Consider the following 24,962-nt stretch of genomic DNA (forward strand, 5'->3'; position numbering starts at 1 on the left):
CTACATTGAGGACTGTGGTCGTGCGAGTGCTGGGAACGGCCGGGGTCGAGTCCCCGGACGGTACCGCGCCCCGGCTCGAGCGCAAGGCGCGCGAGCTGCTCGGCATCCTGACCGTCCGGGCGCCGGCCGCCGTCGCCGCGGACGAGCTCGCCCGCCTGCTCTGGGACGATCCGCCGCCGTCGGCGCTCAAGACGCTGCGCGCCCATCTGTCCCGGGTCCGGGCCGCGCTGCGGGCCGCCGAGCCGGGCGCCGACGTCGAGCGGGTGGGCCGTGACGCGTACCGGCTCACGATCGACGCCGACCGCACCGACGTCGGCCTGGTCGCCACCGCCCGCGCCCGCGCTCGCCGCCTGCTCGCCGACGGCCGCCCCGACGGCGCCGCCGCCCTGCTGGCCGGGGCCCGCGAGCTGTGGCGGGCCGATCCCGAGCTGCCGGACACGGTCGCGGCCGAGGCGCTGCGGCAGGGCTGGCGCCGCGAGCGGCGGCTGCTCGTCCAGGAGCACCTCGGCTGCCTGGCGGCCGGCGACGACCCGGCCTCGGCCCTGGGCGAGCTGGAGCAGCTGACCGTCGCCGACCCGCTCGACGAGCCGCTGTGGGTGCAGTACGTGCGGGCCCTGCACCGGGCGGGCCGGCCGACCGAGGCGCTGCGGGCCGCGGCCGCCGCGCGGGCCGCGCTGGTCGAGGTCGGGCTCGACCCGTCGGCGGCGTTGCGCGACGCGCAAGCGGAGGTGTTACGCGCCGCCCCGCCGGCGAAGCCCGCCGCGGTGCGGATCCGTTATGCCGCCGACCGGGACGGCTCGACCGCCTACACCCAGCTGTCCGAGGGCGGCCGTCCCCTGCTCGTCCTGAACCCCGGGATGATCACCATCGACGGCCTGATGGACGGCGCGCGCGCCCGGGCGGCGCTGACCACCCTGGCCGGGCACGCCGGCGTCGTCTGCCTCGACCGGCGCGGCATCGGCCTGTCCGACCCGCTCGACCCCGGCCGGCCGCCGCTCGACCAGTGGGTCGACGACGTGCGCCGGGTGCTCGACGCCCTCGCCGTCGGCCGGGCGGACCTGTTCGCGAACTTCGACACCGGCCTGGTCGCGCTCGAGTTCGCCGCCCGCCATCCGGAGCGGGTGCGCTCGCTGGTGCTCGCCCAGTGCTACCCGCGCTACACCCGCGGCGACGACTATCCCTACGGGCTCGACCCCGCCACCACCGGCAGCCTGATCCGCGACACCGTCGCGCCCGCCGACCCGGAGCACGGCCTGGACTCGGTCGCCCAGGCCGCGCCCAGCGTCGCCGCCGACGAGGAGTTCCGGCAGTGGTGGAACCGGCTGGGCCGGCGCGCCGCCGGTCCCGCGGTCGCGCTCGCCGTCCGGGCCGCCGCCACCAGCACCGACCTGCGCCACCGCCTGCCCGCGATCGGCGCGCCGGCCCTGGTGCTGCACCGCCGCAACTGCGTCAATGTCGACGCCGGGCACGCCTCCTATCTGGCCGCGCACCTACCGGACGCCCGCCTGCGGACGACGCCCGGCACGGATGCGCTGTGGTTCACCGACTCGGCCGAGCCGTTGCGGCACGCGATCGAGTTCCTCAGAACCGATTCATGATGTGGGTGAACTCGTACGGTTTCTGCGCCACGCCCGAGCAGTCGTCGGAGCCGGCCGTGCCCGGGCAGCCGCCGTTGTCCCGGCCGATCGCCCAGAACGACAGCTCGCCGATCCGGTGCGCGGCCGCCCACCGGGTGACGTCGCGGGCGCCGGCGAGGGTCAGGATCTCCAGCGGCCCGGTCTCGCCGCCGGTGCCGTAGTCGTCGATGCCGATCATCTCGGTGACGCCGACCATCGCCCACAGCTGCCGGTCGGTGCGGTGCGGGTAGAGCGCTCGCAGGGCGGTGACCAGCCCGTTCGCCGCGGTCTTGGTGTCGGCGGCCATGTCGTGGGCCTGGTCGTCGTAGTAGTCGAACGTCATGATGTTGACGATGTCGACCCGGGCGCCGTAGCGCAGGGCGCTGGCCAGCACGTTGATCGCGTTGGGCTCGAGCCCGCCCGGCGCGGTCGGCAGGGTGTAGACGATCTGGAGTGGCCGGTGCTGCCGCTCGGCCCAGCGCTGCACCAGGTGGATGGCCTGGTTGCGGCGGTCGACGGCGGCGGTGTTGTCGAGCGAGGCGTCCTCGATGTCCATGTCGAGCCGGGTGACGCCGTAGGTCGTGATGACCTTCTGGTAGGCGGCGGCGATCCGGCCGACGTCGGTGCAGCTGTCGGCGATCTCGGTGGCGGTGCTGTCGGCGCTGTACCCGCCGAACGACGGCACCACGTCCCCGCCGGTCGCGCGGATCCGGGCGATCTCCCGGCCGTAGACGGACCGGTCGACGGGCGTGGCCGGGTCGCCGTTCCACAGGATGTCGCACGAGCCGGTGACCTGCGTCTGCAGGAACGCCATGGTCAGGTAGCGCGCGCCCGAGGCCGTGCTGACCTCGGCGGGGTCGGCGTCGGTGTAGGTCTGGAAGTACGGCGCGAAGACGTGGGCGGGCAGCGTCCGATCACATTCCGCGGCGTACGCGGGGGAAGCTCCCGCGACGACGGCCAGGACCGTGGCGGCGGCGGCGAGGAGACGGGTGGCGGGCATGGAGCCTCCGTCGGATTGTTAAGGTGTTTGACAGTCGAACCGTAAGATCGACTGCCGCCCATGTCAACGGCCGATCAGACGCCCGAACGTCTCGGCCACGAACTCCGCGGAATGCCGCAGGGTGGCGCTGCCGACCGTGAGCTCGAACCGCACCACGTCCGGCATCTCGGTGGCGGCGACGTGCGGCGTGACCCAGAGCTTCGCGGTCTCGGCCAGGCGACGGGCATTTTTCGCGTACGCCTCGGCGGTCGTCGGCAGCAGCAGGTGCATCATCGGCGTCTCGGGCGTCGCCGGAACCACCCGGATGCCCGGCACCCGCGCGAGGGCGGCGGCGATCGCGACCGCGTGCCGCATCCGGTCCGGCATCTCGGCCAGGGCGCCGGGCAGCAGGTTGCGGGCCGAGGACGCGCCCGGCCAGAGGTGCATGAGCGTGCCGCCGAGCCGCTTGCGCCACTCGCGGACCTGTGCCACCACGTCCTCCGGACCGGCCAGGCAGCAGCCGGGAAGCGCGCCCACCCCCTTGTAGAACGAGACGTAGACGGTGTCGAAGAGCGCCGCGATCTCGGCCGGCGGGCGACCGTAGCCGGCGCTCGCCTCCCAGAGCCGGGCGCCGTCGAGATGGGTGGCGGCGCCGCGCTCGCGGGCCCACGCCACCTGGGCGGCGAGATCGTCGAAGGCAGGCAGCCGGCCGCCCAGGTCCCGCTGCGGCAGCTCGAGCAGCAGCGCCGCGAACGGCTCGGCCACCGGCCGCAGGTCGTCCAGCGTGAGGACCCGGGCCGGGTCGCCGACGACCCGCCCGATCAGCCGGTGCAGGTGGCCGTAGCCGTTGTCCTCGTGCCGCGGCAGATGGCACTGCGGATGCCAGAGCACGGTCCGGCTGCCCCGGGCGTCGGCGTGCACGCGCAGCGTCGCGGCCTGGGCCATGGTGCCGCTCGGCAGGAACGCGGCGGCCGGCTTGCCGAGCAGCTCGGCCACCTCGCGCTCGAGCTCGGCCACGACGCCGCCGGCGCCGTAGAAGTCGGGCTCGGCGTCGGGGCTGATCGAGGCGAGCAGCCGGGCGGGCGGGGTCAGCCCGTTGCCGGCGATGGCGTCGGTGCAGGCGGCGCGAACCGCGGCGAGGTTGTCCACGGGTCGAGTCTCGCAACATCGAGCCGCTTCTATGAAATCGCGTAGCGTCATGTTAGCGTCACAAACGTTTGCCGGGATCCAGCGTGTGGGGGACGCGTTGTCCGATGTCGCGACCGAAGAGGTGACCGAGCCGGCCGCCGTCGAATCCGAGCGCCCGCGCGGTTCCGTGCGCCGGTTCCTGCACCTCTTTCTGCCCCATTCCGTGCGCCGTTTCCTGCGCCATGAGTGGACCGTGGCGAGCGCCGGCTCGGTCCTGCTCGCGATCGCCATGTTGTGGCTGATCCCGCCCTACGCGGCCGACCTGGTCGCCGGCGGCATCAGGCCCGCGACCATCGGCGACCCCGCGCACACCATCGTCGGCGACGGCGGCGACACCGCCGCGCAGGCCTGGCTGGTCGCCTGGGACGGGCACGCCCTCAAGCACGGGCTGCGCGGGCTGTGGGACACCAACGCCTTCTATCCCGGCAAGTACGCGCTCGCGCTCAACGACACCCTGCTCGGCTACGCGCCCGCCGGGCTGATCGGCAACGGCGTGACCGCCACGCTCCTGCGCTACAACATCCTGTTCGTGCTGACGTTCGCGCTGGCCTTCCTCGGCGGCTACGCACTGCTGCGCCAGCTCGGCGCCAACCGGGTGGGCGCCGCGGTGGCCGGCGCCGCCCTCGCCTACGCGCCCTGGCGGTACGGCCACGTCGGCCACCTGAACATCCTGTCCACCGGGGGCATCACGCTGTCGATCGCGATGCTCGCCCGCGGGCACGGCTGGTCGCTGACCCACGGCTACCGCGCCGACCGGGTGCGGCCCGGCTGGGTGGTCGCCGGCTGGCTGGCCGCGGCCTGGCAGGTCAGCCTGGGCTTCGGCGTGGGGCTGGTCTTCGTCTACGTGCTCGCCGCGGCCTGCGTGTGCGCGGCGATCGGCTGGCTGGTCTCGGGCCGGCCTTCGCTCGACCGGCACCTCGTGCTCGGCGACCTCGCCGGCGGGCTGTTCTTCACGGCGGTGACCGGCTATTTCGCGTACGCGTATCAGCAGGTCCGGGAGATCTATCCGGACGTGCTCCGATCGTGGGACTACGTCAAGGTGTTCTCGCCGGTCCCGCGCGGCCTGCTCGTCGCGCCCGGCTTCTCGCTGCCGTGGGGGACGCTGCACGGCGCCGGCCGGGCCGCGCTGGGGCCGGCCGACAACGAGAAGGCGCTGCTCTGCGGGTACGCGCTGTACCTGCTCGCGTTCGGTGGCATGTTCATCTCCGCCTGGTCGGTGCGCCAGCGGCTGCTGCTGCTCGGCGGCACGATCGTCGGGGTGCTGTGCGCGCTGGGCACCCACGGCCCGCTCTACCGCCTGCTCTACCTCTACGTGCCCGGCTTCGACGGCGGCCGCACGCCCGGCCGCCTGATCCTGTGGCCGACGATCTGCCTGGCCATCCTGGCCGCCGGCTTCGTCACCGGCCTGGCGAAGGCGGCCCGCGCCGCCACCCTGCCCGAGTGGCGGACGACCGCGGCCCGGGTGGTGACCATCCCGCTGCTCGTCCTGGTGCTGGCCGAGGGCATGCCCGACCTGGCCCACGTCAAGGAACCCGGCACCCCGGCCGCGATGGCGGCGGCGAGGCAGCCGTTCATCGTGCTGCCCTCCGACGACGGCTTCGACAGCACCGCCCTGCTCTGGTCGACGGACGGCTTCCCGACCATCGTGAACGGCGTGGCCAGCTACAACACCCCCGACCGCCAGGCCGTCCGGGACGTGATGCAGACCTTCCCCAGCGCCCAGAGCCTCGACCTGCTGCGCCGCCTGGGCATCCACGACGTCGTCGTCCTGCGCGACCGCGTCGCCGGCACCCCGTTCGAGCCGGCCATCGGCGTGCAGGGCGTCCCCGGCATCACCCGGCGCGAGATCGGCCCCGACGTCCTGTTCACCATCGACTGAGCACCGGCTCGCCGCGAGCTCAGATCGGGTCACATCCGGCCGAACGGGTAGGCGTGGCCATGCCGTCGCGCCGCCATCTTCGCCGCGCCGCGGTCATCGCCGTCGCGGCCGCCGTCGGCACGGGCATAGCCATCCGCGCCGCGCGCCGCAAGCGTGGCGCCGGACCGGAACCGGCGCGTCGCAAGAGTGGCGCCGGACAAAGCACGGCCGCACCGGTGAAAGCCCGTCCGATGCCGGCCGCGACCCGCGTTCGGCGCAACTGGGCCGCGGTGATCGCCGGCCCCGCCGCGGCCGTCGTCGTCCTGTCCTTCGCCCTGGCCGTGACGTGGCCCGCGCCGATCCGCCCGACCGGGCTGCCCTCAACCTCGGCCTGGGCCCACAATCTGCGTGATCCCCGCTTCGACCCGTACCCGTACCCGACCCCGACCGTCACCGCGAGGCAACGATGCACGACGCCCGCGTGGCCGGCCCCGTCGTACCGCATCCTGTCTCCGATGAAGGCCTCCGTCATCTCCCGCGACGCGATGAGCGCCGCGCCCTGCCAAACCGTTGCGCTCGGCGCGACAGTGACCATCGACGGCCCCACCGGCGGGCAGGCGGAGGTGACCGCCACCCTGATGACGACGGACGGCCGACGGCCGTCGTTCCGGCTGCACGTCCGCGACCTGAGCCGGCCCGGCATGCAGTTGCCGTTCATCTGGGTGTTCGCCGCGGCCCCCGAGCCGGGCTGGATGCTCCCGGCGGAGTCGTCGGATCGCACCGCCTGGCTGCAACCGGGCGACGAGGCCGACCAGATCGTGGCGTTCGACGTGCCGGGAAACGCCCTTCCGGCCCGGCTCCGGCTAGGTCTGGAGCCCAGCATCGTGGACTGGGTTCTGAACTAGCGCGACACCGCGGACGTAGACGGCGCGGATCCGGTCCAGGGCGTCGAGGTCGGTGCGGGGGTCGCCGTCGACGATCAGGAGGTCGGCGTCGTAGCCGGCGGCTATGCGGCCCTTGCGGTCGCCGAGCCCGCACGCGCTCGCGGCGCCCGAGGTGGCCGTGCGCAGCGCCTCGGCCGGGGTCATGCCGACGGCCGTGGCCTGGCGGATCGCCCACGGCAGCACGTCGTGGGGCTTGGCCGCGGCGATGCCGGCGTCGCTGCCGAGGACGATGGTGGCGCCGTGCTCGTACAGCGCTCGGGTGTTGGCGATCAGCTTCGGGATTCGCTCGATCATGAAGGGCGGCATGCGGCCGGCGCCGGGCTTGGCGCCGAGGGTCAGGCCCAGCGTCACCGGCCGCTCCTCGAGCAGATCAAAGACCTGCGCCGGTACGGGGTCCACGCCGTCATCGGTCATGAAGGACACGTGCTCGACCCCGTCCACCCCGGCCTCGAGCGCGTCGATCACCGGTCCGGTGCCGTGGGCGTGGGCCGTCACCGGCAGGCCGAGCCGGTGCGCCTCGTCGACCGCCGCGCGCAGCTCGCGGACCGAGAACTGGGCCTCGCCGACCCGGGTGCCGGGCGTCAGGTTCCCGCCGCTCGCCATGATCTTGATGACGTCGACGCCGCGGCGCGCGTGGTCGCGCACCGCCCTCGGCAGATCGGCGCCGTGCACGCCGCCGCCGAGGTAGTGACAGTGGCCGCCGGGCGTGGTCAGCGGCGGCCCGGCGGCGACGATCGTGGGCAGGCTCGGATCGGTCCGGGCCGCGTCCCGCAGGCCGAGCGACAGGTAGCCGCGGTCGCCGAGGTCGCGGACGGTCGTCACGCCGGCGGCGGCCGCCGTGCGCGCGGCCACGCTCATCGCCAGGAACGCGGCCGCGTCGTCCCGCCCGGCCAGCCGCCCGACCGGGTCGTCGGAGGCGTCGAAGGCGAGGTGGACGTGGGTGTCGATCAGGCCGGGCAGGATCGTCGCGGCGCCGAGGTCGACGACCGTGGCCCCGGCCGGCGGCGTCAGGGCCGGCCCGGCCGCGACCACCGTCGAGCCGGCCAGCAGAACGGTCGGATGGGGCACGAGCTCCCGGCTCACACCGTCGAACATCCACGCGGCGCGCAGGGCCACCAGGCCCGATGTCATCGTCATGGGCCCAGCGTCGGCCGGATGCCGCCGGCCCGAATCCGTGGCGCTACGGAGATGGGGTACGTATCTGGGTCCGGCTGGTGATGCCCAGCTTGGTCAAGATGTGCTGCACGTGGGTCTCCACCGTGCGCTCGCCGATGTGCAGGGCGGCGGCGATCTGACGGTTCGTGAGGCCGCGGGCGGCCAGCCCGGCGATCTCCCGCTCGCGCCGGGTGAGCGGGCCGGCGGTGCCCAGCTCGGCCAGCAGCGCCGCCGCGTCCCGGGCGAGCGGGCCCATCCCGAGGGTCTCCGCCTCGCTCCGGGCCGCCGCCGCGAGGGCGGACGCCTCGTCCCGGTCGCCCGGGCGGCGGCGCCAGGCCAGCGCGCGGGCCAGGTGGTAGCGGGCGACGGCGGCCATCGGCGGCATGCCGGCGGCCTCGTTGCGGCGCACGGCCTCCCGCAGGTGGGCGGCCGCCTCGTCGAGCCGGCCGCAGGCCGCGGCCGCGATGCCGAGCGGCGCCCGGGCCGAGCCGCCGGTCAGCACCACGCCGGCGCCCCCGCAGACGAAGTAGTCGGCCCACGGGCCGAGCCGCCGGTAGACGTCGGCGGCCATCTCCCGGTCGTCGAAGGCGGCGGCGAGCTCGGCCATGCCGGCCAGCGCCGACATCCGGACGAACATCGGCACCGAGCCCGGCGGCGGCAGCGTCCGGTAGAGCCGGTAGCCGTCCTCCCGGTCGCCGAGCGCGAGCTTCCACGTCGCGTGCATGGCCCGGAGGAACTCGGTGGCCTGCCCGGCGAACCCGGTCGGCTCCGGCTCGGCGGGCAGGATCGCCGGGTCGCCGGTGATCGCGGCCAGGCCGAGCAGGAAGCCGACCGACGGTGTGAGGGCGCCCTCGTGGGCCGCCTCCCGGGCCAGCGCCTCGGCCTGCCGGCCGTGCCGGTGCGCCTCGCCGAACCGGCCCCGGGCGTGGTCCATCGTGGCCCGCACCCGCACCGCGTGCCAGCGGGCCAGCGGCGTGCGCAGCCGCCGGGCCGCCTCGGCGATGCCGGGCAGCTCGGCCTCGGCCCGGTCGATCTCGCCCAGCTGGACCCGCGCGTCGAACCGCCACAGCCCGGCCCACAGCGCGGCGTCGTCGTCCCCGCCGCGGCCGATGGCCGTCAACCGGTCGGCCAGCTCGAGCCGGTCCCGGGCGCCGTCCGGCACGCCCCGCACGAGCTGGCGGGCCCGCAGCGCCTCGACCAGCGCCCGCCGGTCGCCGAGCCGCTCGGCCATCGCCAGCGCCTCCCGCGAGCGCTCGTCGGAGACCTTGGACTCGGTCCACACGTCGGCCGCGACCAGCTGCGCCAGCAGGCGGGCGCGCAGCGGGCTGTCCGCGTCCGGCAGGCCGGCCAGCGCCTCCTCGCAGAGTTGCCGGCCGGTCCGCTCCCAGATGAAGTCGGTGACGCCCTCCATCACCAGCACCGCGCGGGCCAGCGCCTCGAAGTCGGCGCGGCGGCGGGCCGACTCGGCCGCCGCCAGCAGCGAGGCGCGGGCGCCGTCGACGTCGTACGCCCGGATCTGCGCCCGCGCCCGCTCGATCAGCAGGCCGGTCCGCTCGCTCTCGCCGGCGCCGCCGGCCCGCAGCGCCCGGTCGTACCAGAGCGCCGCCTCCTCCCACGCGAGCTGCGCCGTGGCCTGCTCGGCGGCGGCGGCCGCCCACCGCGTCGCGGTCGGGGCGTCGACCAGCGGCGCCGCCTCGATCAGGTGGTACGCGACCGGGGCCGCCCGCCCGTGCGCCTCGGGCCGGGCGGCGAGGCAGGCGCCCATCCGGGCGTGCAGAGTCAGGCGCTCGGCCGTGGCCACGTCGAGCCGGGCCGACTCGCGGATGATGTCGTGGGCGAAGTCGTAGCCGGGGGCGCGGGCGACGATGCCGGCGGCGGCCGCCTCGTCCAGCGCGCCGAGCACGGCGGCCGGGTCGAGCTCGAGCACGGCGGCGAGCTCCGCGGGGCCGGTCGTGCCGAGCACCGCGGCGGCGGCCACGACGGAACGGCACGACGGCGTCAACCGGCCGAGCCGGGCGCGGACGGCGTCGCGTACGCCCTCGGGCAGATCGTCCTCGCGGGATCCGGCCAGCACCCGGCCGAGCTCCGCCACGAAGAACGGGTTTCCCGCCGTGCGGCGGCGGATCGCGGCGGCGACCGGCTCCGGCACCGCCCAGCCGGTGATGTCGCGCAGTTGCTCGCCGACCTCGGTCTCACTCAGGCCGGTCAGCGCGATCCGGGTGGCCGACGGCTCCCGGCTCAGCTCGGCCAGGGCCGCCCGCAGCGGCTCCTGGCCGGCCGTCTCGGTGTTGCGGTAGGCGGCCACGACCGCGAGGCGCGAGGCGGTCAGCGACCGGGCGAGGTGGACGAGCAGATGCAGCGAGCCCGGGTCGGCCCAGTGCAGGTCGTCGAGCACGAGCACGAGGCCGTCCGGCTCGGCCGCCTCGATCAGCGCCGTCGAGGCCGTCTCGAACAGCCGGAACCGTTCCTCGGCCGCCGCCGCCGGGCCGAGCATGCCGGGCCGGCCCAGGGCCTGGAACGCCTGGAGGAACGGCCAGTACGGCGGGCTGCCGGCCTGCTCGATCGCCCGCCCCCAGACCACCGGGACGCCGGGCGCCGCGATCAGACCCGCCAGCCGGGTCTTGCCCGCGCCCGGCTCACCGGCGATCAGCACGAGCCGGCCGGAACCCGATCGCGCACCGTCGACCGCGGCCAGGAGGAGCTCCCGCTCCCGCTGCCGCCCGATGAACGCGCGCCGGCTCGTGATCGTGTCTCCGCTCTCCGGGACCTGCCGCCACATCGTAGTTCCGCGGTCAGCACCGCTTCGAGGCTCGCGAGGTCGCCACGGCGGGAAGCGGCCGAGAAGGCGCGGGTGAGGAAGGCGCGGAACGGGGACTCGTACGGGTGGTGGCCGGCGACCGTGACCCGGGCCCGGGCGCGGGTCACGAGCTGGCGGGCGTTGGCGGGGCTGGTCCGCAACAGCTCGGCGATCCGCGCGTACGGGTAATCGAAGCCCTCCCGCAGCACGTAGGCGGCGCGTTCCGGGGGTGGCAGCCGCTCGACCACCAGGGTGACGGCCGACTCGATCGCCTCCCGCCGCTCGGTCTCCGCCGGCGGGCCGCTCCCGTCGTCCACCGTCTCGTGCACTCGGGTTCCATGCCGGTCTCGTGCCGGCGGCGGGCCGACTGCACGAGGTTGATGGCCAGCCGGGCGGCCGCGGTCACCAGGAACGCCTCGGCGTTGAGCACGGTGCCGCGGTCCGTCCGCTGCCAGCGCAGCCACGCCTCCTGCACGATGTCCTCGGCCTCGTCGGCGTTGCCGGCGATCCGGCGGGCCACCGCGATCAGGCGCGGCCGCACGCGGACGAACTCGTCTAGCTCCTCGCGGGTCCAGGTGCTCATCGTCCGGCCTCCTTCGCGGCGGCGCGGATGAGGCCGGCCGCGATCTCGGGCCGGGCGAGGGGAACGGCGTGGCTCGCGGCGACCTCGGCCACCGTGGAGCGGGCGCGGGCCGCCATCGCGCGCTGCGCCGCCGCCGGGATGATCCGGTCCTCGGTCGCCACCAGGTACCAGCTGGGCTTGGTGCGCCAGGCGGGCCGGTTGACCCGGCCGCCGGCGGCGTCGATCCCCCACGGGACCTGGGCGCCGGCCAGGAACAGCGCCTCCGGGTTCGGAAGATCGGCGGCGTACGTCTCCGGGAACCGCTCCCGGTCCAGCAGCAGGAAGCCGTCCTGGGGCGGCAGCGACGGCGGCAGCAGACCCAGCGTGCTCACCGACTCGCCGGCGTCGGGGGCGTAGGCGGCCAGGTAGACCAGGGCGCCTACGGCGTCGCCGGCGCCGGCCTCGGTGATCACCACGCCGCCGCACCCGTGACCGGCGAGGACGCACGGCCCGTCCTGGGCGCGCAGCACGCGCAGGGTGGCCAGCACGTCCCCGGTGAGCGACAGGCTGGGGTTCTGCACCACCGTCACCCGATAGCCGTCCGCGGCGAGCAGGTCGTGCACCCGCCGCCACCCCGAGCCGTCCACGAACCCGTCGTGGACCAGCACCACGTTTCTGATATCCGACATGCCCCGCACCGTCCGGCGGGGGGGTCGAGGGGAGGCATCGGGGACAACCCTCGACAGGGCCGAGGGGCGGTGGGGATGATGTGCGGGTGAGTAACCCGGCCGAGCAGGGGTTGTTCGGCCGCGAGGACGCGCTCCGTGTGGTGTCCGACCTGATGGAGCACGGCGGGAGCGCCGTCGCGATCGGCGATCCGGGCTCCGGCAAGAGCACCCTCGTGCGGGTCGCGCTGCGGATCGCCGGGCGCCGGGTCCTCGCCGTCACCCCGACGCCGTTCGAGCACGGGCTGCCCTTCGCGGGACTGGCCGAGCTGGTCCGCCAGTGCCCGGCGGGCGTCGACGACGACCTTCCCGGACCGCAGAAGCGCGCGCTGGCGGTCGCCCTCCAGCGGGCCGAGCCGGACGGGCGTGAGGTCGACCCGCTGGCGGTGCCGCTGGCCGTCCGCGGGCTGCTGACCCGGCTGTGCGAGATCGAGCCGGTCGTGCTCGTGCTCGACGATCTGCAGTGGCTCGACCAGGCGACCCTCGGCAGCCTCGCGTTCGCGCTGCGCGGTATCCCGGCCGGGCCGCACCGGCTGAGCGTCCTGGTCGCCACCCGCCCCGACCCGGATTCCGGCACCGACCTGATCCGGTGCCTGCCCGAGCCGCGGCGCGAGTTCGTGCTGCCGCCGCTGGCCGACGGGCCGGTCGGGCAGCTGCTGCGCGACCGGCTGGGTCCGCGGTGGACGCCGCCGATGAGCGCCGGGGTGGCCCGGGCGGCCGGCGGGAACCCGATGCTGGCCCTGGAGATCGCGCGGGCCGTGGAGGCCGGCGCCTCGTCGTGGCGGGGCGGCGTCGTTCCCGTACCGCCGAGCCTCGCCGATCTTCTCCGGGAGCGGGTGGAACGGCTACCCGGACCGGCCCGCGAGGTCCTGCTCCTCGCCTCCGCCGCCGGCCGGCTCACCGTGGCCCAGGCGCGGCGCATCGTGGACGCCGACCGGCTCGAGGAGGCCCTCGAGGCCGCGATCGACGCCGAGGTGGCCGGGGTCGGCGCCGGCTCGGCGATCGCGTTCTCCCACCCGCTGCTGGCGTCGGCCGTCTACGACGCCGCCAGCCCGGCCGACCGGCGCCGGACGCACCGCGCGCTGGCCGGGGCGCTCGACGACCCGGTCGAGCGGGCCCGCCACCGGTCCCGGACGGTCACCGCCCCCGACGAGCAGGTCGCGGCCGAGCTGGAGCGGGCGGCCGGGATCTCCCGCGAGCGGGGCGCCCAGCGGCCGGCCGGCGAGCTGCTGGAGGCGGCGGCCCTGGCCACCCCGGCCGAGTCCGGCGGCCTCGACCGCTGGCTGCGGGCGGTGGACATCTACGGTGACGCCGGCGACGAGACGGGGGCGCGGGCCGCCCTCGACAAGGGATCGGCGCTGGCCACCCTGCCCGAGCAGCGGGCGCAGGTGCTGGCCCGGCGGGTCCGGCTGGCCGGCGACGTCGGCGCCGCCCGCGCGCTCGCCGAGGAGGCGCTCGGGCTGGCGCCGGCCGGAAGCGAGGTCCGGGCCGGCCTGCTGAGCGCGCTGGCCGCGCTCTGCCGCCTCCAGGGCGACGGCCCGCGCGGCCTGGAGATGGCCGCTGCCGCGATCGACGAGGCGGCCACGCTGGGGCTCCGGGAGGTCGAGCCGGCGGCGCTGAGCGAGCGGCTGGCGATCGAACGGCATTGGGGAACGGGCGACCCGGCGCGGACGCTGCGCGACGTCGAGGCGCTGGCCGAGCGGGCCGAGCCGCCGCTGTCGCCGTCGTGGCTGGCGTTCATCCGCGGCTTCTACGCGGCGTGGGACGACGACACGGCCGAACGGCACGTGCGGGACGGCATCGCGTGGGCCGTCGACGCCGGCCGGTACGGCGAACTGTCGCTCCTGTACGTCGGCCTGGTCCTCATCCTGATCCGCTCGTCGAAGGTGCGCGAGGCCCGGGCGGCACTGGACGAGGCGGCCCGGCTGGGCGCGTGGACGGCGGCCAGCCGCGACTGGTCGGCGGCCTACACGTCGCCGGAGGCAATGGCCCGGGTGCTGGTCGACGGCCACGCCGGCGATCTGGACGTCGCCCGCGAGTGGGCCCGGCGGGCGGTCGCCGCGCCGCGCATCCGGGAGTCGACCTATTGGCGCGGCGGCTTCCTGGCCCAGCTCGGCTTCGTCGAGGCCTCGGCGCGGGACTGGCCGGCGGCGCTGGAGCCGTTGCGCGAGCTCGCCGGCATCTTCGCGAGCACCAGGATGGTCGACCTCGAGGCGATGCTGTGGGCCGTCGACTACGCCGACGCCGCGCTCCAGACCGGCGAGATGCGGGACGTCGACGCCGCCATCACGCTGCTGCGCCGCCAGGCGGCGGCCGGGCGGCCCGAGGCGGCGGTCGCGGCCGACCGATGCGAGGCGCTGCGCAAGGCCGCCCGCGGCGACGTGGAGACGGCTCTCACCGAGCTGCGGGCGATCGCCGGCCTTGCCGGCGCCGAGTGCCCGTTCGAGGCGGCCCGCACCCGGCTCGCCCTCGGCCAGGTATACCGCCGCGCCGGTTACAAGGGCCTGGCCGGCGAGACGCTGAACGCGGCCGCGTCGGCCTTCGAGGAGATGGGCGTTCCCCGCTGGGCGGAGCAGGCCCGGCTCGAGGCCGGCCGGGTGGGGCTGCACCCCACGACGAGCGGCCTCACCGAGACCGAGCGGCGGGTCGCCGAGCTGGTCGGCGCCGGCCGCTCGAACCAGGAGACGGCGGCCGAGCTGTTCATGTCGGTCAAGACCGTCGAGGCCAACCTCACCCGGATCTACCGGAAGCTGTCGGTGCGGTCGAGGACCGAGCTCGCCAACCGCCTGGGCGGCGAGCCCGGTCCCTCTCCTCAGGAGGTGGCGGCGCCGTAGACGGCCACCTCGACGGTGTCGGCGAACGCGCAGCCGCTGAACTGACTCGGGCAGGTGCCGCCCTCGTCGGCGACCTGCGTGCCGAGCATGGTGTAGCGCACGAACCGCACGCCGGTGGCGCCGGCCGCCGGGGTCACCGAGTTCATCCGGTCGCGGTCGGCCGGCCCGAAGTGCCCGCTCGCCGCCACCGTCCAGGCGCTGCCGTCCGGTGACGTCTCGACCCGGTAGTCGCCGGTCGACGCGCTCGGGTCGTCACCGCAGTTGCCGGTGGGGTTGATCTCGACCGAGCTCAGGTCGATCGCCGCCGGCAGCTGGATGGTGAGGAAGCGGGGCTCGATCGCGGTCCCGCCGGTGAGGACGGCGTCCGTGCTCCAGCCCGTGCCCTGGGACATGTCGATCGCCTGGCCGGGACCGCAGCCGAAGTCGCTGTTGTCCTCGCCGTTGAAGTCGGCGACCTGAGCGCCGCCGAGGGAGGCGGCCCAGTCGCGTCGGACGCTCCAGTCGACCGTGCCCGGCTTCCTGGTCACGGTGACCGTCTTGACCTGCTTCTCGTATCCGCCTCCGCCGGCCGCGACCTTCCGATACGTACCGGCGAAAATGTTGTTGATCTTGTAGTGGCCGTCGGCGCCGGTGACCGCGGCGTAGGAGCCGGCGAACCCGGAGCTGTGCCCGCCGAAGGTGACCGCGACTCCCGCCGCGGGCCGGCCGCTGTCCTGGTCGCTGACCGTTCCGGAGATCGAGCCCCGGGCGGCGTGCGGCGAGGGCGGCATCGAGAAGTCCTCGACCGGCGCCGTGTCCGAGCCGTCCACGGCGGCCGCGAAGAAGCCCATGCCGCGGTGGGCGAAGACCTTCCAGATGTCGTGCTGGAGGCGGCCGCCGGTCACGACCCGGTCGGCCATCAAAATCGCGTTGCGCATGTCCAGGTAGGACGGGTCGGCCGGGGCCAGCTCCATCGCCCGGGTGACCAGCGACTCGGCCTTCTTGCTGCCGATCGCGGTGCGCAGGTCCCACAGCGTCTCGGCCCAGATCTCGCCGTCGGCGTGCACCTCGGGGCCGCGCCGCGAGATATGACCGAAGTCGCCGTACGTGTACCCGCCCGGCCCCGCCGTCGCGGTACCCGGGCAGACCGTGGCCGAGGCGCCGACCGGGCAGTCCAGCGGCTGGGTGCGGATCGTGTTGGCGCCCGCCGTGGAGTACTCGAAGATCACCAGCTCGCCCGGTTTCGCGGTGTCCCGCTCGAGCCCGGCGGCCTGGAGATAGTCGTACGCGTACCAGTCGCTCCACGCCTCGCCCATGGCGCCCGACTGCGGGCCGTTGAGGGTGGACACCCCGGCCGCGTCGACGACGAGCCGGTTGGAGAGGCCGTGCGTGTACTCGTGGTAGACCGACGACGCCTCGTTGCCGACGTCGGACGGCACGTACGGGTCGTCCTCGGTCGGCGTGTTCGGGGCCGGCTGCAGGTACATCTGCATCGTCGGCGCGGTGCCGTCGGGCGGGGTCGACATGTTCGCGTTGTCGACGTGCGCGCCGTCCGGGAAGCCGTTGTCGGTGTTCGCCCCGTCGAGGTCGTTGACCTGCACCGCGTCGCCGTCACGGGTCTCGAAGTTGCCGGCGGCCCGGGTGAACCCGATCGGCGCGGCCAGCAGGTGGTCGTGGAAGACCGAGGTGAAGTACAGCAGCTGGGTGGCGTCCATCGCCCGGTTCGCCTGCCACGAGTACGCCGTGAACGGGTCCCACGTGCATTGGAACTGCGCCGAGCACAGGTCGCCGGGGAACGTCTTCAGCGGGTACCGGAAGTGCCCGGGCGAGCTCTGCCCGACCTCCTCGCCGGCGTCCGCGACGTTGTTGTCGTTGAGGTCGGAGAAGACGTGCGAGGAGTTGCCGGTGAGATTCTTCGCGTACGGGGTGACCCACTTGCCCAGCGAGACCGGCCGCTGCTTGCCGCCCGCCGGGGCGCCCGGGTAGTTGTCCCAGACCAGCGCGTCCGGGCCGGCGTCGTGGTCGGTCAGGCTCTGCCGGTAGAGGATCCGGCCGGTCTGCGCGTCGACGACGTGCAGGTAGCCGGACTGCATGGTGAGCGTCTGATAGCCGAGGCGCAGTCCGGCCACGGTCGGGAAGGCGACCAGCTGGGCCTTGTCGGAGGCGGTCGCCCGGGTCTCCCGCGCGTCGCGGCGGGCCGTGTCCAGGGCCTGGGCGCCGGTCATCCGCGCGCCGGCCAGCCCGGCCGGCAGCTGCCGCACCGGCGAGCCGGTCATCTGAACCAGCGCGCCGTTGCGGGCCACGTCGGCCCGGATGCCGTTGCCGAACACCGGCACGTCGCCGACCCGCTGCAGGAAGCTCAGGTGGTGGGTGCCGACGACGTCGACGTAGTCGCGGCGCAGCGTCAGCGTCGCCGGATCGACGCCGAACAGGCCGGCGTGCGACTTGAGGTAGTCGCGGGCGACCCGGACGGCCGGCTTGCGCGACGGCCCGGTGAGGAAGCCGTCCAGCCGGGCCACCTGCCGGGGCGTGCCGGTCAGCGGATCGAGGTCGACGATGCCCTGGTCGCCGAGCTCCGAGCGCATGCCGCTGACGGCGGCCGGGGGCTTCGCGGCGAGCATGGCCGCCTTGGTCTCGAGCATGCCGGAGACGGCGGGATCATGCCGCGCGTCGTAGTTCTGGGGAGCGGCGGCCGGCGCTGCGGGTGCGCGCGTCGGTGCCGCCACCGCGGGTCCGGCGCCGATGGCCGCCGGCACGATGCCGACGACCAGAGCGGCGCCGCCGGCGAGGGTACGTCCGATTAACGTCTTCACCCGGCCAGCCTGGCAAAGCCATTGATCAGGATCAACAGCTATCGGGGTCGATTTCAGGTCACCGTCACGGCAGTGAGGATCAGGCCGCGCGCGAGCAGGAAGCGGCCGCCGAGGACGGCCAGGCGGGGGCCGCCGTCGAGCAGCGGGCGGCACTCGAACGTACCGGCCGCGGGGTCGAGGGTGACGACCGCGTCGGTGAAGCCCAGCCACCGCCCGGTGAGCGGATACCAGGCCTTGTAGACCGACTCCTTGGCGCTGAAGATCAACCGGCCCCAGTGGACGCCCGGATCGGCCTTCTTCAACTCGGCGATCATGCCCGGCTCGCCACCGGCGAGGACGTGCTCGCCCACGCCCGGCGGCAGCGGCTCGTTCGGCTCGGCGTCGATGCCGACGGCGGCCAGCTTGGTGCTGACGGCGGCGGCCCGATAGCCGGCGCAGTGGGTGATCGCTCCCGCCACCCCCGGCGGCCAGAGCGGCTCGCGTCTCGGCCCGGTGCCGATCGCGACCGGCGCGATGCCCAGCTTGCCGAGCGCTTCGCGCGCACAGCGCCGCGCGGTGACGAACTCCCGGCGGCGGCTGTCGACCGCGGTCGCCACCAGGTGCTCCTCGCCCGGGAAGACCGGCTCGCCGGGCACGTCACCGAGGGCCTCGGCCGCGGCCACCTCCGGCGACGGCAGCAACTGGTCGATCACCTGGGCTCCTCGGTCCTGCGATTCCGCTTCCGGCGACCAAGCCTGCCACTCCGCGCCCGGCGGCTAGGCTCGCCCTGTCCCGTCTCCCCCAGAAAGGCCCACGCCTTGGCCGCACGGGTTCTGGTGATCGGGCTCGGCGGCACCATCGCCATGACCTCGGCGGCGGGCGGCGGGGTTGCTCCGGCGCTGAGTGTCCGGCAGCTGCTCGACGCCGTTCCGGGACTGGCCGACGTCGACGCGATGACGTTCCGGGCGCGGCCGGGCGCCTCGCTGAGCTTCGACGACGTGATCGAGCTGGCGGCGGTCATCCGCGGGGAGTTCGACGCGGGGCGCGACGGTGTGGTGGTCACGCAGGGCACGGACACGATTGAGGAGACGGCGTACGCGCTCGACCTGCTGCACCGGGGACCGCAGCCGATCGTGGTGACCGGCGCCATGCGCAACCCGACGCTGGCCGGCGCCGACGGGCCGGCGAACCTGCTCGCCGCCGTCCAGGTCGCGGCCGGCGCCACCGCCCGCGACCTGGGCTGCCTGGTCGTGCTGGCCGACGAGATCCACGCGGCCCGCCGGGTTCGCAAGACGCACTCGACCGGCACGGCCACGTTCGCGTCCCCGGACGGCGGCCCGCTCGGCTACGTGATCGAGAACCGGGCCCGCATCGTCAACCGGCTCGTCCGCCGGCACGTCCTGCCCTTCCCGCCGCCGTCGGCGGCCACCCCGGTCGTGGCCCTCTGCACCGCGACGCTCGGCGACGACGGCCGCGTCCTGGAGGCGCTGACCAGTCGCGTCGACGGGCTGGTGATCGCCGGTTTCGGGGTCGGGCACGTGCCCGAGGCCTGGCTGCCCGCGCTGACCGAGGCGGCCGGCCGGATGCCGGTCGTGCTGGCCTCGCGGACCGGCTCGGGACCGGTCCTGGCCGGCACCTACGGCTTCGCCGGCTCCGAACGCGACCTGCTCGGCCGCGGCCTGATCTCGGCCGGGCTGCTGCACCCCTACAAGGCCCGCGTCCTGCTGCACCTCGCCCTCGCGGCGGGGGTCGATCGGGAGGGGGTCGCGGCCGCGCTGGGCGCCGCGGGGGATGGCGGCGCCGGGGATGGCGGCGCCGCCGATGACCGCGCCGCCGAGGATGACGGCGCCGGCGGGTGACATTGCGGTCGGAAACTGACCGCAACGGCGGGCAGGATGAGGTCATGACAGCAACGTGGAAGATCGAGCTCATCCCGGTGCCGGTCACCGACGTGGACCGGGCCAAGGCGTTCTACGAGCGGATCGGCTTCAACGCCGACATGGACGCCCAGGTTCGCGAGGGTCTGCGGTTCGTGCAGCTGACGCCGCCCGGCTCGGCCTGCTCGATCGTGATCGGCGACGGCATCACCGAGAAGACGCCGGGCACGCAGGAGATCCAGGTGGTGGTGGCCGACGCCCACGCGGCCCGCAAGCAGCTGGTCGAGGCCGGCGTCGAGGCGACCGAGGTCGACCCGCAGCCGTGGGGCAACTTCGTCCACTTCACGGACCCGGACGGCAACAGCCGGTCGCTCCAGGCGCTGGAATACCGGCCCAACGGCTAGCCGCCGGCCAGGCCGCACTCGTAGCCGAGGATCACGGCCTGGGCCGGGCCGGGCGGCGGCGCAGGATGAGCGACCTGCACCGGCAACGCTTCGACTGGCGTGGAAAGGCCGCGCAGTCGGATGCTGGACATCAGGGCTGCCTGAACCGGCGTTGCCGGTGCGGTCCGGTTCGCACGACGATGACACTGGCCGAACGGCGACGGGAGGGCATTGTCATGGGACTCGTGAGCGGCCGCGTCAAGGTGCGGCAGGAGATCAAGGACGCCTCCTCGGACATCGTCGGCGCTGACATCAAGCGGATGGGACGGTGACCGCCGCCGCCGGCGAGCTGTTCTTCGACGACGTCATCCGCGATTACGTGGACGACCCGGCCTATGTGCGCCGGGCCTGGCTGGAACAAGCCGTGCAGGAGCGGCTGGAGCGGCGGGACTGCCGCTACGTCCTGGTGGTCGGCGAACCCGGCGCCGGCAAGAGCGGCCTCATGGCCGGCCTCGCCGCGCGCCACCCCAGCTGGGCGCGCTACTTCATCCGCCGGGACAGCACCACGCCGCTGAGCGGGGGCGACGCCGTCTCGATGCTCCTGCGGACCGGCCACCAGCTGGCCACCCACCGGCCCGAGCTGTTCGACCCCGAGCTGCTGACGGTGGTGGTGAACCAGCGAGTCGCGGCCGCCGGCCAGGGCGCGATCGTAGTCGGCGTACGGATCGAGGACCTCACCGTCTCGCCGTTCCACCGCACCGCGATCCGCGTCGAGCAGCACGTGGCCGACCTCGGCGGCCGGCTCATCGGCCTCGACGTCGCCCGCGCGACCGTGGACCCGCGCCTGCTCACCGAGGAGAACCTGCAGTTCCTGGCCCTGCTCGACCCGGCGGCGGCGTTGGCCTCGACGGCGCCGGGTGAGCGAATCGTCGTCCTCGTCGACGCGATCGACGAGGCGCTGCGCTTCCGCGGCGGGATGAACGTTCTCGACTGGCTGGAGCGCAGCCCGCAGCTGCCGCCGAACGTCCGCATCGTCCTCTCCTCGCGGCCCCACCCGCGGCTGGCGACCCTGCAGAGCGTCCGCGCCGGGCACCTGGAGACGATCGACCTCAACGAGCTGGCCGGCGCCGTCCGGGCCGACACGCACGGCTTCGCGACCGGCGTGCTCAGCGCGCCCGGCATCGCGGCCCGCGTCGCCGACCCCGGCCTGGTGGCCGATCGCGTCGCCGACGCCTCCGAGGGCAACTTCGCCTACCTGCGCGCGTGGCAGCGGGGCCTCGACGCGGCTGTGGCGGACGGCAACGACGCACTGGCCGGTCGCCTGCTGAGCCTGGACGTGCTGCCGGCCGGCCTCGGCGCGCTGTACGCGGTCTTTCTGCGCAACGCGCGCACCGAGATCGAGCGGCTGGGGTCGCTCGACGTCGAGGACCCGGGCGGTCCCGGCGACGAGCTCGTGCCGGCCTGGGAGGGCGCCGGGCAGCGGCTCGTCGCCGTGCTGGCGGTGGCCCGCGCCCCGCTGACCGCCGCTCAGCTCGCCCGGCTTGGGTCGGTCCGGGTGTGGCCCAGCGCCACCGACGGCGTGATCCAGCTCCTGCGGCCGCTGCTCGACGACGTCGAGCAGCGCTGGCGATTCTTCCACCCGTCGGTGGCCGAGTTCCTGACCGGCGAGGCCGAGCGCGACGCGCCGGACTTGTTCGTTCGCGGCGGCGAGTGGCACCGGCGGGTCGTTCGGGCCTGCCGGGGCGCCACGCCGTGGGCGGAGGTCGACTGGGCAGCCCTCGACGACTACGCGTTGCTGCACCTGGCCGGCCACCTCGCCGAGCTCGGCCCGGACGGGCAGGGGCAGATCATCGAGCTGGTCACCGCGGGGATGCGGGCCGAGTCGCGGCGGCGGTTCTTCACCGACCTGCCCTTCCAGCGGTTGGTCGAGGCGGCGTTGTCGCACCGGGACCCGGGCCGCGCTCCGGCCGACACGCTGGCCGACGCGCTGTTCCTCGCCCTGGTCCGGGCCGATCTCGGCGCCGCTGGGACTCGCCTGGCGCCGGCTGTGTTCGGCCTGCTGGCCCGCCTTGGCCGGGTCGACGAGGCGCAGGCCCGCATCGAGCTGCTCCCCCCGGGCGAGCACCGCTTCGCCGCGACGCAGGCGCTGGTCGCCTGCACCCCCGCCGCCGAGCGCCACCGCCTCGGTCCGTGCGACGGCGCCGAGCTGCTGGTCGCGGCGGCCACCGAGGTGCCGGTGATCGACAACAGCCTGTTCATCGGGGTTCGCAACCGGGAGGCGGTCGAGGCAGCCGCCGTCGCCCTCGCGCCGTACGACCTCGACCGGGCGCTGACCCTCGCGGCCGGCGCCGAACCGCAATGGGACGCCCATCGCATCCACGATCTTGTGCTGGAGGCCGCGGCCGGGGCGCGGCCACCGGACGCGCGGGCGGCCCTGATCGATCGCATGGCCGGTGGCCGGGCCGCCGCCGCGGCGCAACTGGCCCGGCTGGTCGGCACCCCGGAGCGGGATCGCCTGCTGGCGACGGCCGTGCAGGACGTCGCCAACGGCCGGGCAAAGGAGCCGCTGCCGGCCCTGGCGCAGGTCGTCGCGGCGTGCCGGGAGTCCGACCCGGACCGGGCCGAAGGCTTCGCGGCCGAACTGCGCGCGGACGCGGCCGCGTCCGAGGTGGAGATGCGCCACGTGCTGACCGCCGCCGAGATCGTCTCGGCCGCCCACCCCGACCTGGCCGACGAGCTGCTCGACCGAATCGCCGACGCGGACACGTCGGGAAGCTGGGAAAAGATCGGCGCCGTACGGCTGTGGGCGGTGCTCGGGCATCCTGACCAGGCCTCGGCGCTGGCGGATCGGGTGCTGGCGCACGAGCGAGGGCTGGGCTGGTTCGGGCCGGCCGACTCCATCGCCGAGCTGGCCGTCGCCCTCGACCCGGTCGACCCGGACCGGGCGCGGGCGCTGGCCGACGAGGCCGAGGAGCTGATCGTCACCGCCGCGACGAGGAACACCGACCCTTACGAGAGCCGCATCACCAGCACGCTCGGCATGGCGGCCCGCGCTGTGCGGACGTGGGACCCGCCGCGCGCGCTGCGGCTGGCCCGGCTGATGGAGGGCAGTTGGATCAGCGGCGGCCCATGGGACTCGTTCGACGGGCGGCTGTCCGCGCTCGCCTGCCTGGGCATCGACGCAAGCGACGGCGACCCCGCCCTCGCCCGGGCGCTGCTCGAGGATTGCATGCCGGAGCACGAGAGCCGCCTGGGCCGCACCGACGGGCGGCTCGTCCACGGCGGCTTCTTCCGTCCCGTGGAGGACGGCCGTCCCGCGGAGGACGGCGCCGGTGGGGAGCCCTCCCTGCTCCGGATGACGAACTTCGTCACGTACATGAGCAACTGCCTCAACTACTGGCAGGGCGCCCGCGAGCGGATTCCGTTCGTCGACCCGGCCGATGTGGCCCGCAGCATGCAGATGGCGCCGGGCACCCGGGGCAGCATCCCGTCGTGGGCGGGTGTGCTGGCCGCCGCCGTGACGCCGGTGGCCGCCGACGACCGGGATGCGGCGATCGCGCTCACCGGATGGCTCGACGACCCGGCCGAGCGGCTCATCGCGCTGGCAGCGCTGATCGCGTCGTTGGCGGAGGCGGGCGACCCCCGGATGGGCGGCGCGGTGGCCGCGGCCGGGCGGGCCGCCGTCTCGCTGCCCCGCTACACAGCCGAGCTCGACATGACCAAGATCGACCAGGCGCCGACGCTGCGGTACCTGGACCCGGCCGCCCGCGCCCGGTGGGAGGCGGCGCTCCTGCTGCCAGAGGAGCTGGAGGCGACCGCGACCGCGTTGGCAACGGCCGGCCAATCCTGGTATCTGTCGGCGACGCTGCGGGCCCAGCGCCTCGTCGACCGGCTGTACGGTCCGGTGTCCGCCCACCCCGACGGCCACGAGGTCGTCGCCTTCGTGCGGGACGCGGTCGGCACGGCCGACGATATGCCCGACCCGATCCAGCAGGACCTGGTCCGGTTGGCCGCGCTCTGGGCGGTGACGCCGCTCGACAGCGAGCTGGCCGCGGAGATCCTCGCCGGCATACGCGATCCCGGCCGGCAGCTGGTCGGCGGCCTGTTCGTGGCGGCTCTCACGCGGGACCCGGCCGAGCTCGCCGCCGCCGTCCGCGAGGTGCTGGACGACGCGCCGGCCGGCCTCGCGCCCGCGCACCGGGCCATGGCTGTCGCGACCGCGCTGAGGTGGCTCGACGAGGACGACCGCCGGGAGCTCACCGATCGCGAACAGGTCGCACTCGCCGGGGCGGACCCGTGGTCGGCGGCCATGGGCCTGCTGATGCTCGCCGCGGGCGACGCCGGGCTCGTCCGGGCAGCCTGGGATCAGATCGCCCGGATCGAGAACGTCTACCTGCGGGTCGACCTGCTCGCCGACTTGCTGGCGGCCGCGGCCGAGGCCCGCGACGTGGAGCTGGTCGTCGCCGTAGCCCGGCTGCAGCTGGACGCGGGCTGGCAGCCGCTGATGGAAGGGCTGCGGCGCGCTGTGACCCCGCTCGCCGACTTCGCCGGCACGGGGGTGTTCGCGCGCCTCGACACCGCCTTCCGTGCGGCGCAGGCCGTCGTCGGTCCGGCGGTACAGGGACATCTTGATGGAGTCGCCGATCCGGGCGCCCGCGACCCGGACCCGATCCCCGATCCGGGGCCGCCTCCGGCCCTCGAGCCTTTCCGGGCGCTGTACCTGACCGCCGAGGACTTGCCGGGCATGCAGCTGGTGCAGGACTCCAGCGACCTCGGCCCCGACCCGGGCGACTATGCGTTCGCCGCCTGCGGCGGCCTCGGCACCGGCCTACGGGTCTGGCTGTCCCCCGACACCAGCCCCGTCTGGCGGCTCGTCGACATCCGCTTCGTGTTCCCCGACGCCAAGTCGGCGGCCGCCTACCACGCCGAGCGGGTCCTGGCCAACAGCGAGGGCAACCCGCCGATCCCCGATGCGCCCCCGGTGGGCGAGGAATGCCGGGTGTTCGGCGGCGCGCGTCCGATGCCGTTTGCAGACGTCGAGATGACCATGTATTTCTACGTCTTCCGGGTCGGCTCGGTGGTGGTCAAGCTCTTCGTCGCACGAGGCGTCGCAGCCACCGAACCGCTGGAGGTCCCGCGGGTGCACGCGATCGCGGAACGTGCGGCGGCCCGCATGGCACGGCTGTAGCGAACCGTGGTGACGCGCGGCGTCGGTGGTACCCGCGGCGAGCTGGCGAGCTCGAGGATCTGGTCTTCGTCGCCAACGGCCCCCA

The 24,962-nt window shown here is 75.0% G+C and carries 16 protein-coding genes and 1 pseudogene; 7 read left to right on the plus strand and 10 right to left on the minus strand.

From position 1 onward, the window contains the following. Nucleotides 1–20: 20 nt before the first annotated feature. Nucleotides 21–1,598: a bifunctional AfsR/SARP family transcriptional regulator/alpha/beta hydrolase gene (locus tag ACZ6TB_RS04620; RefSeq protein ID WP_465550579.1), complete on the plus strand. Its 1,578-nt coding sequence runs from the start codon at nt 21–23 to the stop codon at nt 1,596–1,598. On the opposite strand, the gene ACZ6TB_RS04625 is transcribed toward ACZ6TB_RS04620, so the two are convergent. Together ACZ6TB_RS04625 and ACZ6TB_RS04630 are read right to left on the minus strand one after the other, a co-directional pair. After that, nucleotides 1,582–2,616 (minus strand): chitinase, encoded by a 1,035-nt coding sequence (locus tag ACZ6TB_RS04625; protein ID WP_465550581.1) that lies wholly within the window; start codon nt 2,614–2,616, stop codon nt 1,582–1,584. The genes ACZ6TB_RS04620 and ACZ6TB_RS04625 overlap by 17 nt on opposite strands. Before the next feature lie 63 nt (nt 2,617–2,679). Next, entirely contained in the window at nt 2,680–3,744 is a 1,065-nt protein-coding gene (locus tag ACZ6TB_RS04630) for a threonine aldolase family protein (RefSeq protein ID WP_465550583.1), read from the minus strand. Between the two features lie 85 nt (nt 3,745–3,829). Here ACZ6TB_RS04630 and ACZ6TB_RS04635 point away from each other — a divergent pair, with 85 nt between their 5' ends. Both ACZ6TB_RS04635 and ACZ6TB_RS04640 read left to right on the plus strand, forming a co-directional pair. Next, a complete protein-coding gene (locus ACZ6TB_RS04635; RefSeq protein ID WP_465550585.1) occupies nt 3,830–5,662 on the plus strand; it encodes a hypothetical protein in 1,833 nt (610 codons plus the stop codon). Nucleotides 5,663–5,877: 215 nt separating this feature from the next. Beyond that, a complete protein-coding gene (locus ACZ6TB_RS04640) occupies nt 5,878–6,546 on the plus strand; it encodes a hypothetical protein (RefSeq protein ID WP_465550587.1) in 669 nt (222 codons plus the stop codon). On the opposite strand, the gene ACZ6TB_RS04645 is transcribed toward ACZ6TB_RS04640, so the two are convergent. The 5 genes and pseudogenes from ACZ6TB_RS04645 to ACZ6TB_RS04665 form a co-directional block, all read right to left on the minus strand. Then, complete coding sequence (locus tag ACZ6TB_RS04645; RefSeq protein ID WP_465550589.1) at nt 6,505–7,722, minus strand: amidohydrolase family protein; 1,218 nt, start codon at nt 7,720–7,722, stop codon at nt 6,505–6,507. The genes ACZ6TB_RS04640 and ACZ6TB_RS04645 overlap by 42 nt on opposite strands. A 43-nt stretch (nt 7,723–7,765) precedes the next feature. Then, entirely contained in the window at nt 7,766–10,486 is a 2,721-nt protein-coding gene (locus ACZ6TB_RS04650; protein ID WP_465551423.1) for an AAA family ATPase, read from the minus strand. Further along, nucleotides 10,387–10,866, minus strand: coding sequence for a sigma factor-like helix-turn-helix DNA-binding protein (locus tag ACZ6TB_RS04655; protein WP_465550591.1), 480 nt, complete (start codon nt 10,864–10,866; stop codon nt 10,387–10,389). Before ACZ6TB_RS04655 ends, ACZ6TB_RS04650 begins: the two co-directional genes overlap by 100 nt. Nucleotides 10,867–10,901: 35 nt before the next feature. Then, nucleotides 10,902–11,120: pseudogene (locus ACZ6TB_RS04660) on the minus strand (sigma factor); the annotation flags it as partial. Beyond that, the gene (locus ACZ6TB_RS04665; RefSeq protein ID WP_465550593.1) at nt 11,117–11,788 is read right to left on the minus strand and encodes an alpha/beta hydrolase; all 672 of its coding nucleotides are present in this window, start codon (nt 11,786–11,788) and stop codon (nt 11,117–11,119) included. The gene ACZ6TB_RS04665 and the pseudogene ACZ6TB_RS04660, both read right to left, overlap by 4 nt. Before the next feature lie 86 nt (nt 11,789–11,874). On the opposite strand from ACZ6TB_RS04665, the gene ACZ6TB_RS04670 reads away from it, so the two are divergent. Then, nucleotides 11,875–14,658, plus strand: a complete 2,784-nt coding sequence (locus tag ACZ6TB_RS04670) for an ATP-binding protein (protein ID WP_465550595.1) — start codon at nt 11,875–11,877, stop codon at nt 14,656–14,658. On the opposite strand, the gene ACZ6TB_RS04675 is transcribed toward ACZ6TB_RS04670, so the two are convergent. After that, a complete protein-coding gene (locus ACZ6TB_RS04675; protein WP_465550597.1) occupies nt 14,637–17,450 on the minus strand; it encodes a M36 family metallopeptidase in 2,814 nt (937 codons plus the stop codon). The genes ACZ6TB_RS04670 and ACZ6TB_RS04675 overlap by 22 nt on opposite strands. Before the next feature lie 53 nt (nt 17,451–17,503). Beyond that, a complete protein-coding gene (locus ACZ6TB_RS04680) occupies nt 17,504–18,142 on the minus strand; it encodes a 4'-phosphopantetheinyl transferase family protein (protein ID WP_465550599.1) in 639 nt (212 codons plus the stop codon). A gap of 105 nt (nt 18,143–18,247) precedes the next feature. On the opposite strand from ACZ6TB_RS04680, the gene ACZ6TB_RS04685 reads away from it, so the two are divergent. Then, entirely contained in the window at nt 18,248–19,288 is a 1,041-nt protein-coding gene (locus ACZ6TB_RS04685) for an asparaginase (RefSeq protein ID WP_465550601.1), read from the plus strand. A 44-nt stretch (nt 19,289–19,332) separates the two neighbouring features. Next, a complete protein-coding gene (locus ACZ6TB_RS04690; protein ID WP_465550603.1) occupies nt 19,333–19,710 on the plus strand; it encodes a VOC family protein in 378 nt (125 codons plus the stop codon). Here the strand turns inward: ACZ6TB_RS04690 and ACZ6TB_RS04695 are convergent. Next, entirely contained in the window at nt 19,707–19,841 is a 135-nt protein-coding gene (locus ACZ6TB_RS04695) for a hypothetical protein (RefSeq protein ID WP_465550605.1), read from the minus strand. The two genes, ACZ6TB_RS04690 and ACZ6TB_RS04695, sit on opposite strands and share 4 nt — an antisense overlap. A 176-nt stretch (nt 19,842–20,017) precedes the next feature. Here ACZ6TB_RS04695 and ACZ6TB_RS04700 point away from each other — a divergent pair, with 176 nt between their 5' ends. Continuing rightward, the gene (locus ACZ6TB_RS04700; protein WP_465550607.1) at nt 20,018–24,877 is read left to right on the plus strand and encodes an NACHT domain-containing protein; all 4,860 of its coding nucleotides are present in this window, start codon (nt 20,018–20,020) and stop codon (nt 24,875–24,877) included. The last annotated feature ends 85 nt before the right edge of the window (nt 24,878–24,962 follow it).

This window comes from Actinoplanes sp. NPDC051537 (assembly GCF_055586105.1).

Bases quoted from the DNA above. Each gene is read 5' to 3' on its own strand.
- ACZ6TB_RS04625 (WP_465550581.1), bottom strand. From the start codon at position 2,616: ATGCCCGCCACCCGTCTCCTCGCCGCCGCCGCCACGGTCCTGGCCGTC.
- ACZ6TB_RS04645 (WP_465550589.1), bottom strand. From the start codon at position 7,722: ATGACGATGACATCGGGCCTGGTGGCCCTGCGCGCCGCGTGGATGTTC.
- ACZ6TB_RS04665 (WP_465550593.1), bottom strand. From the start codon at position 11,788: ATGTCGGATATCAGAAACGTGGTGCTGGTCCACGACGGGTTCGTGGAC.
- ACZ6TB_RS04690 (WP_465550603.1), top strand. From the start codon at position 19,333: ATGACAGCAACGTGGAAGATCGAGCTCATCCCGGTGCCGGTCACCGAC.
- ACZ6TB_RS04695 (WP_465550605.1), bottom strand. From the start codon at position 19,841: ATGTCCAGCATCCGACTGCGCGGCCTTTCCACGCCAGTCGAAGCGTTG.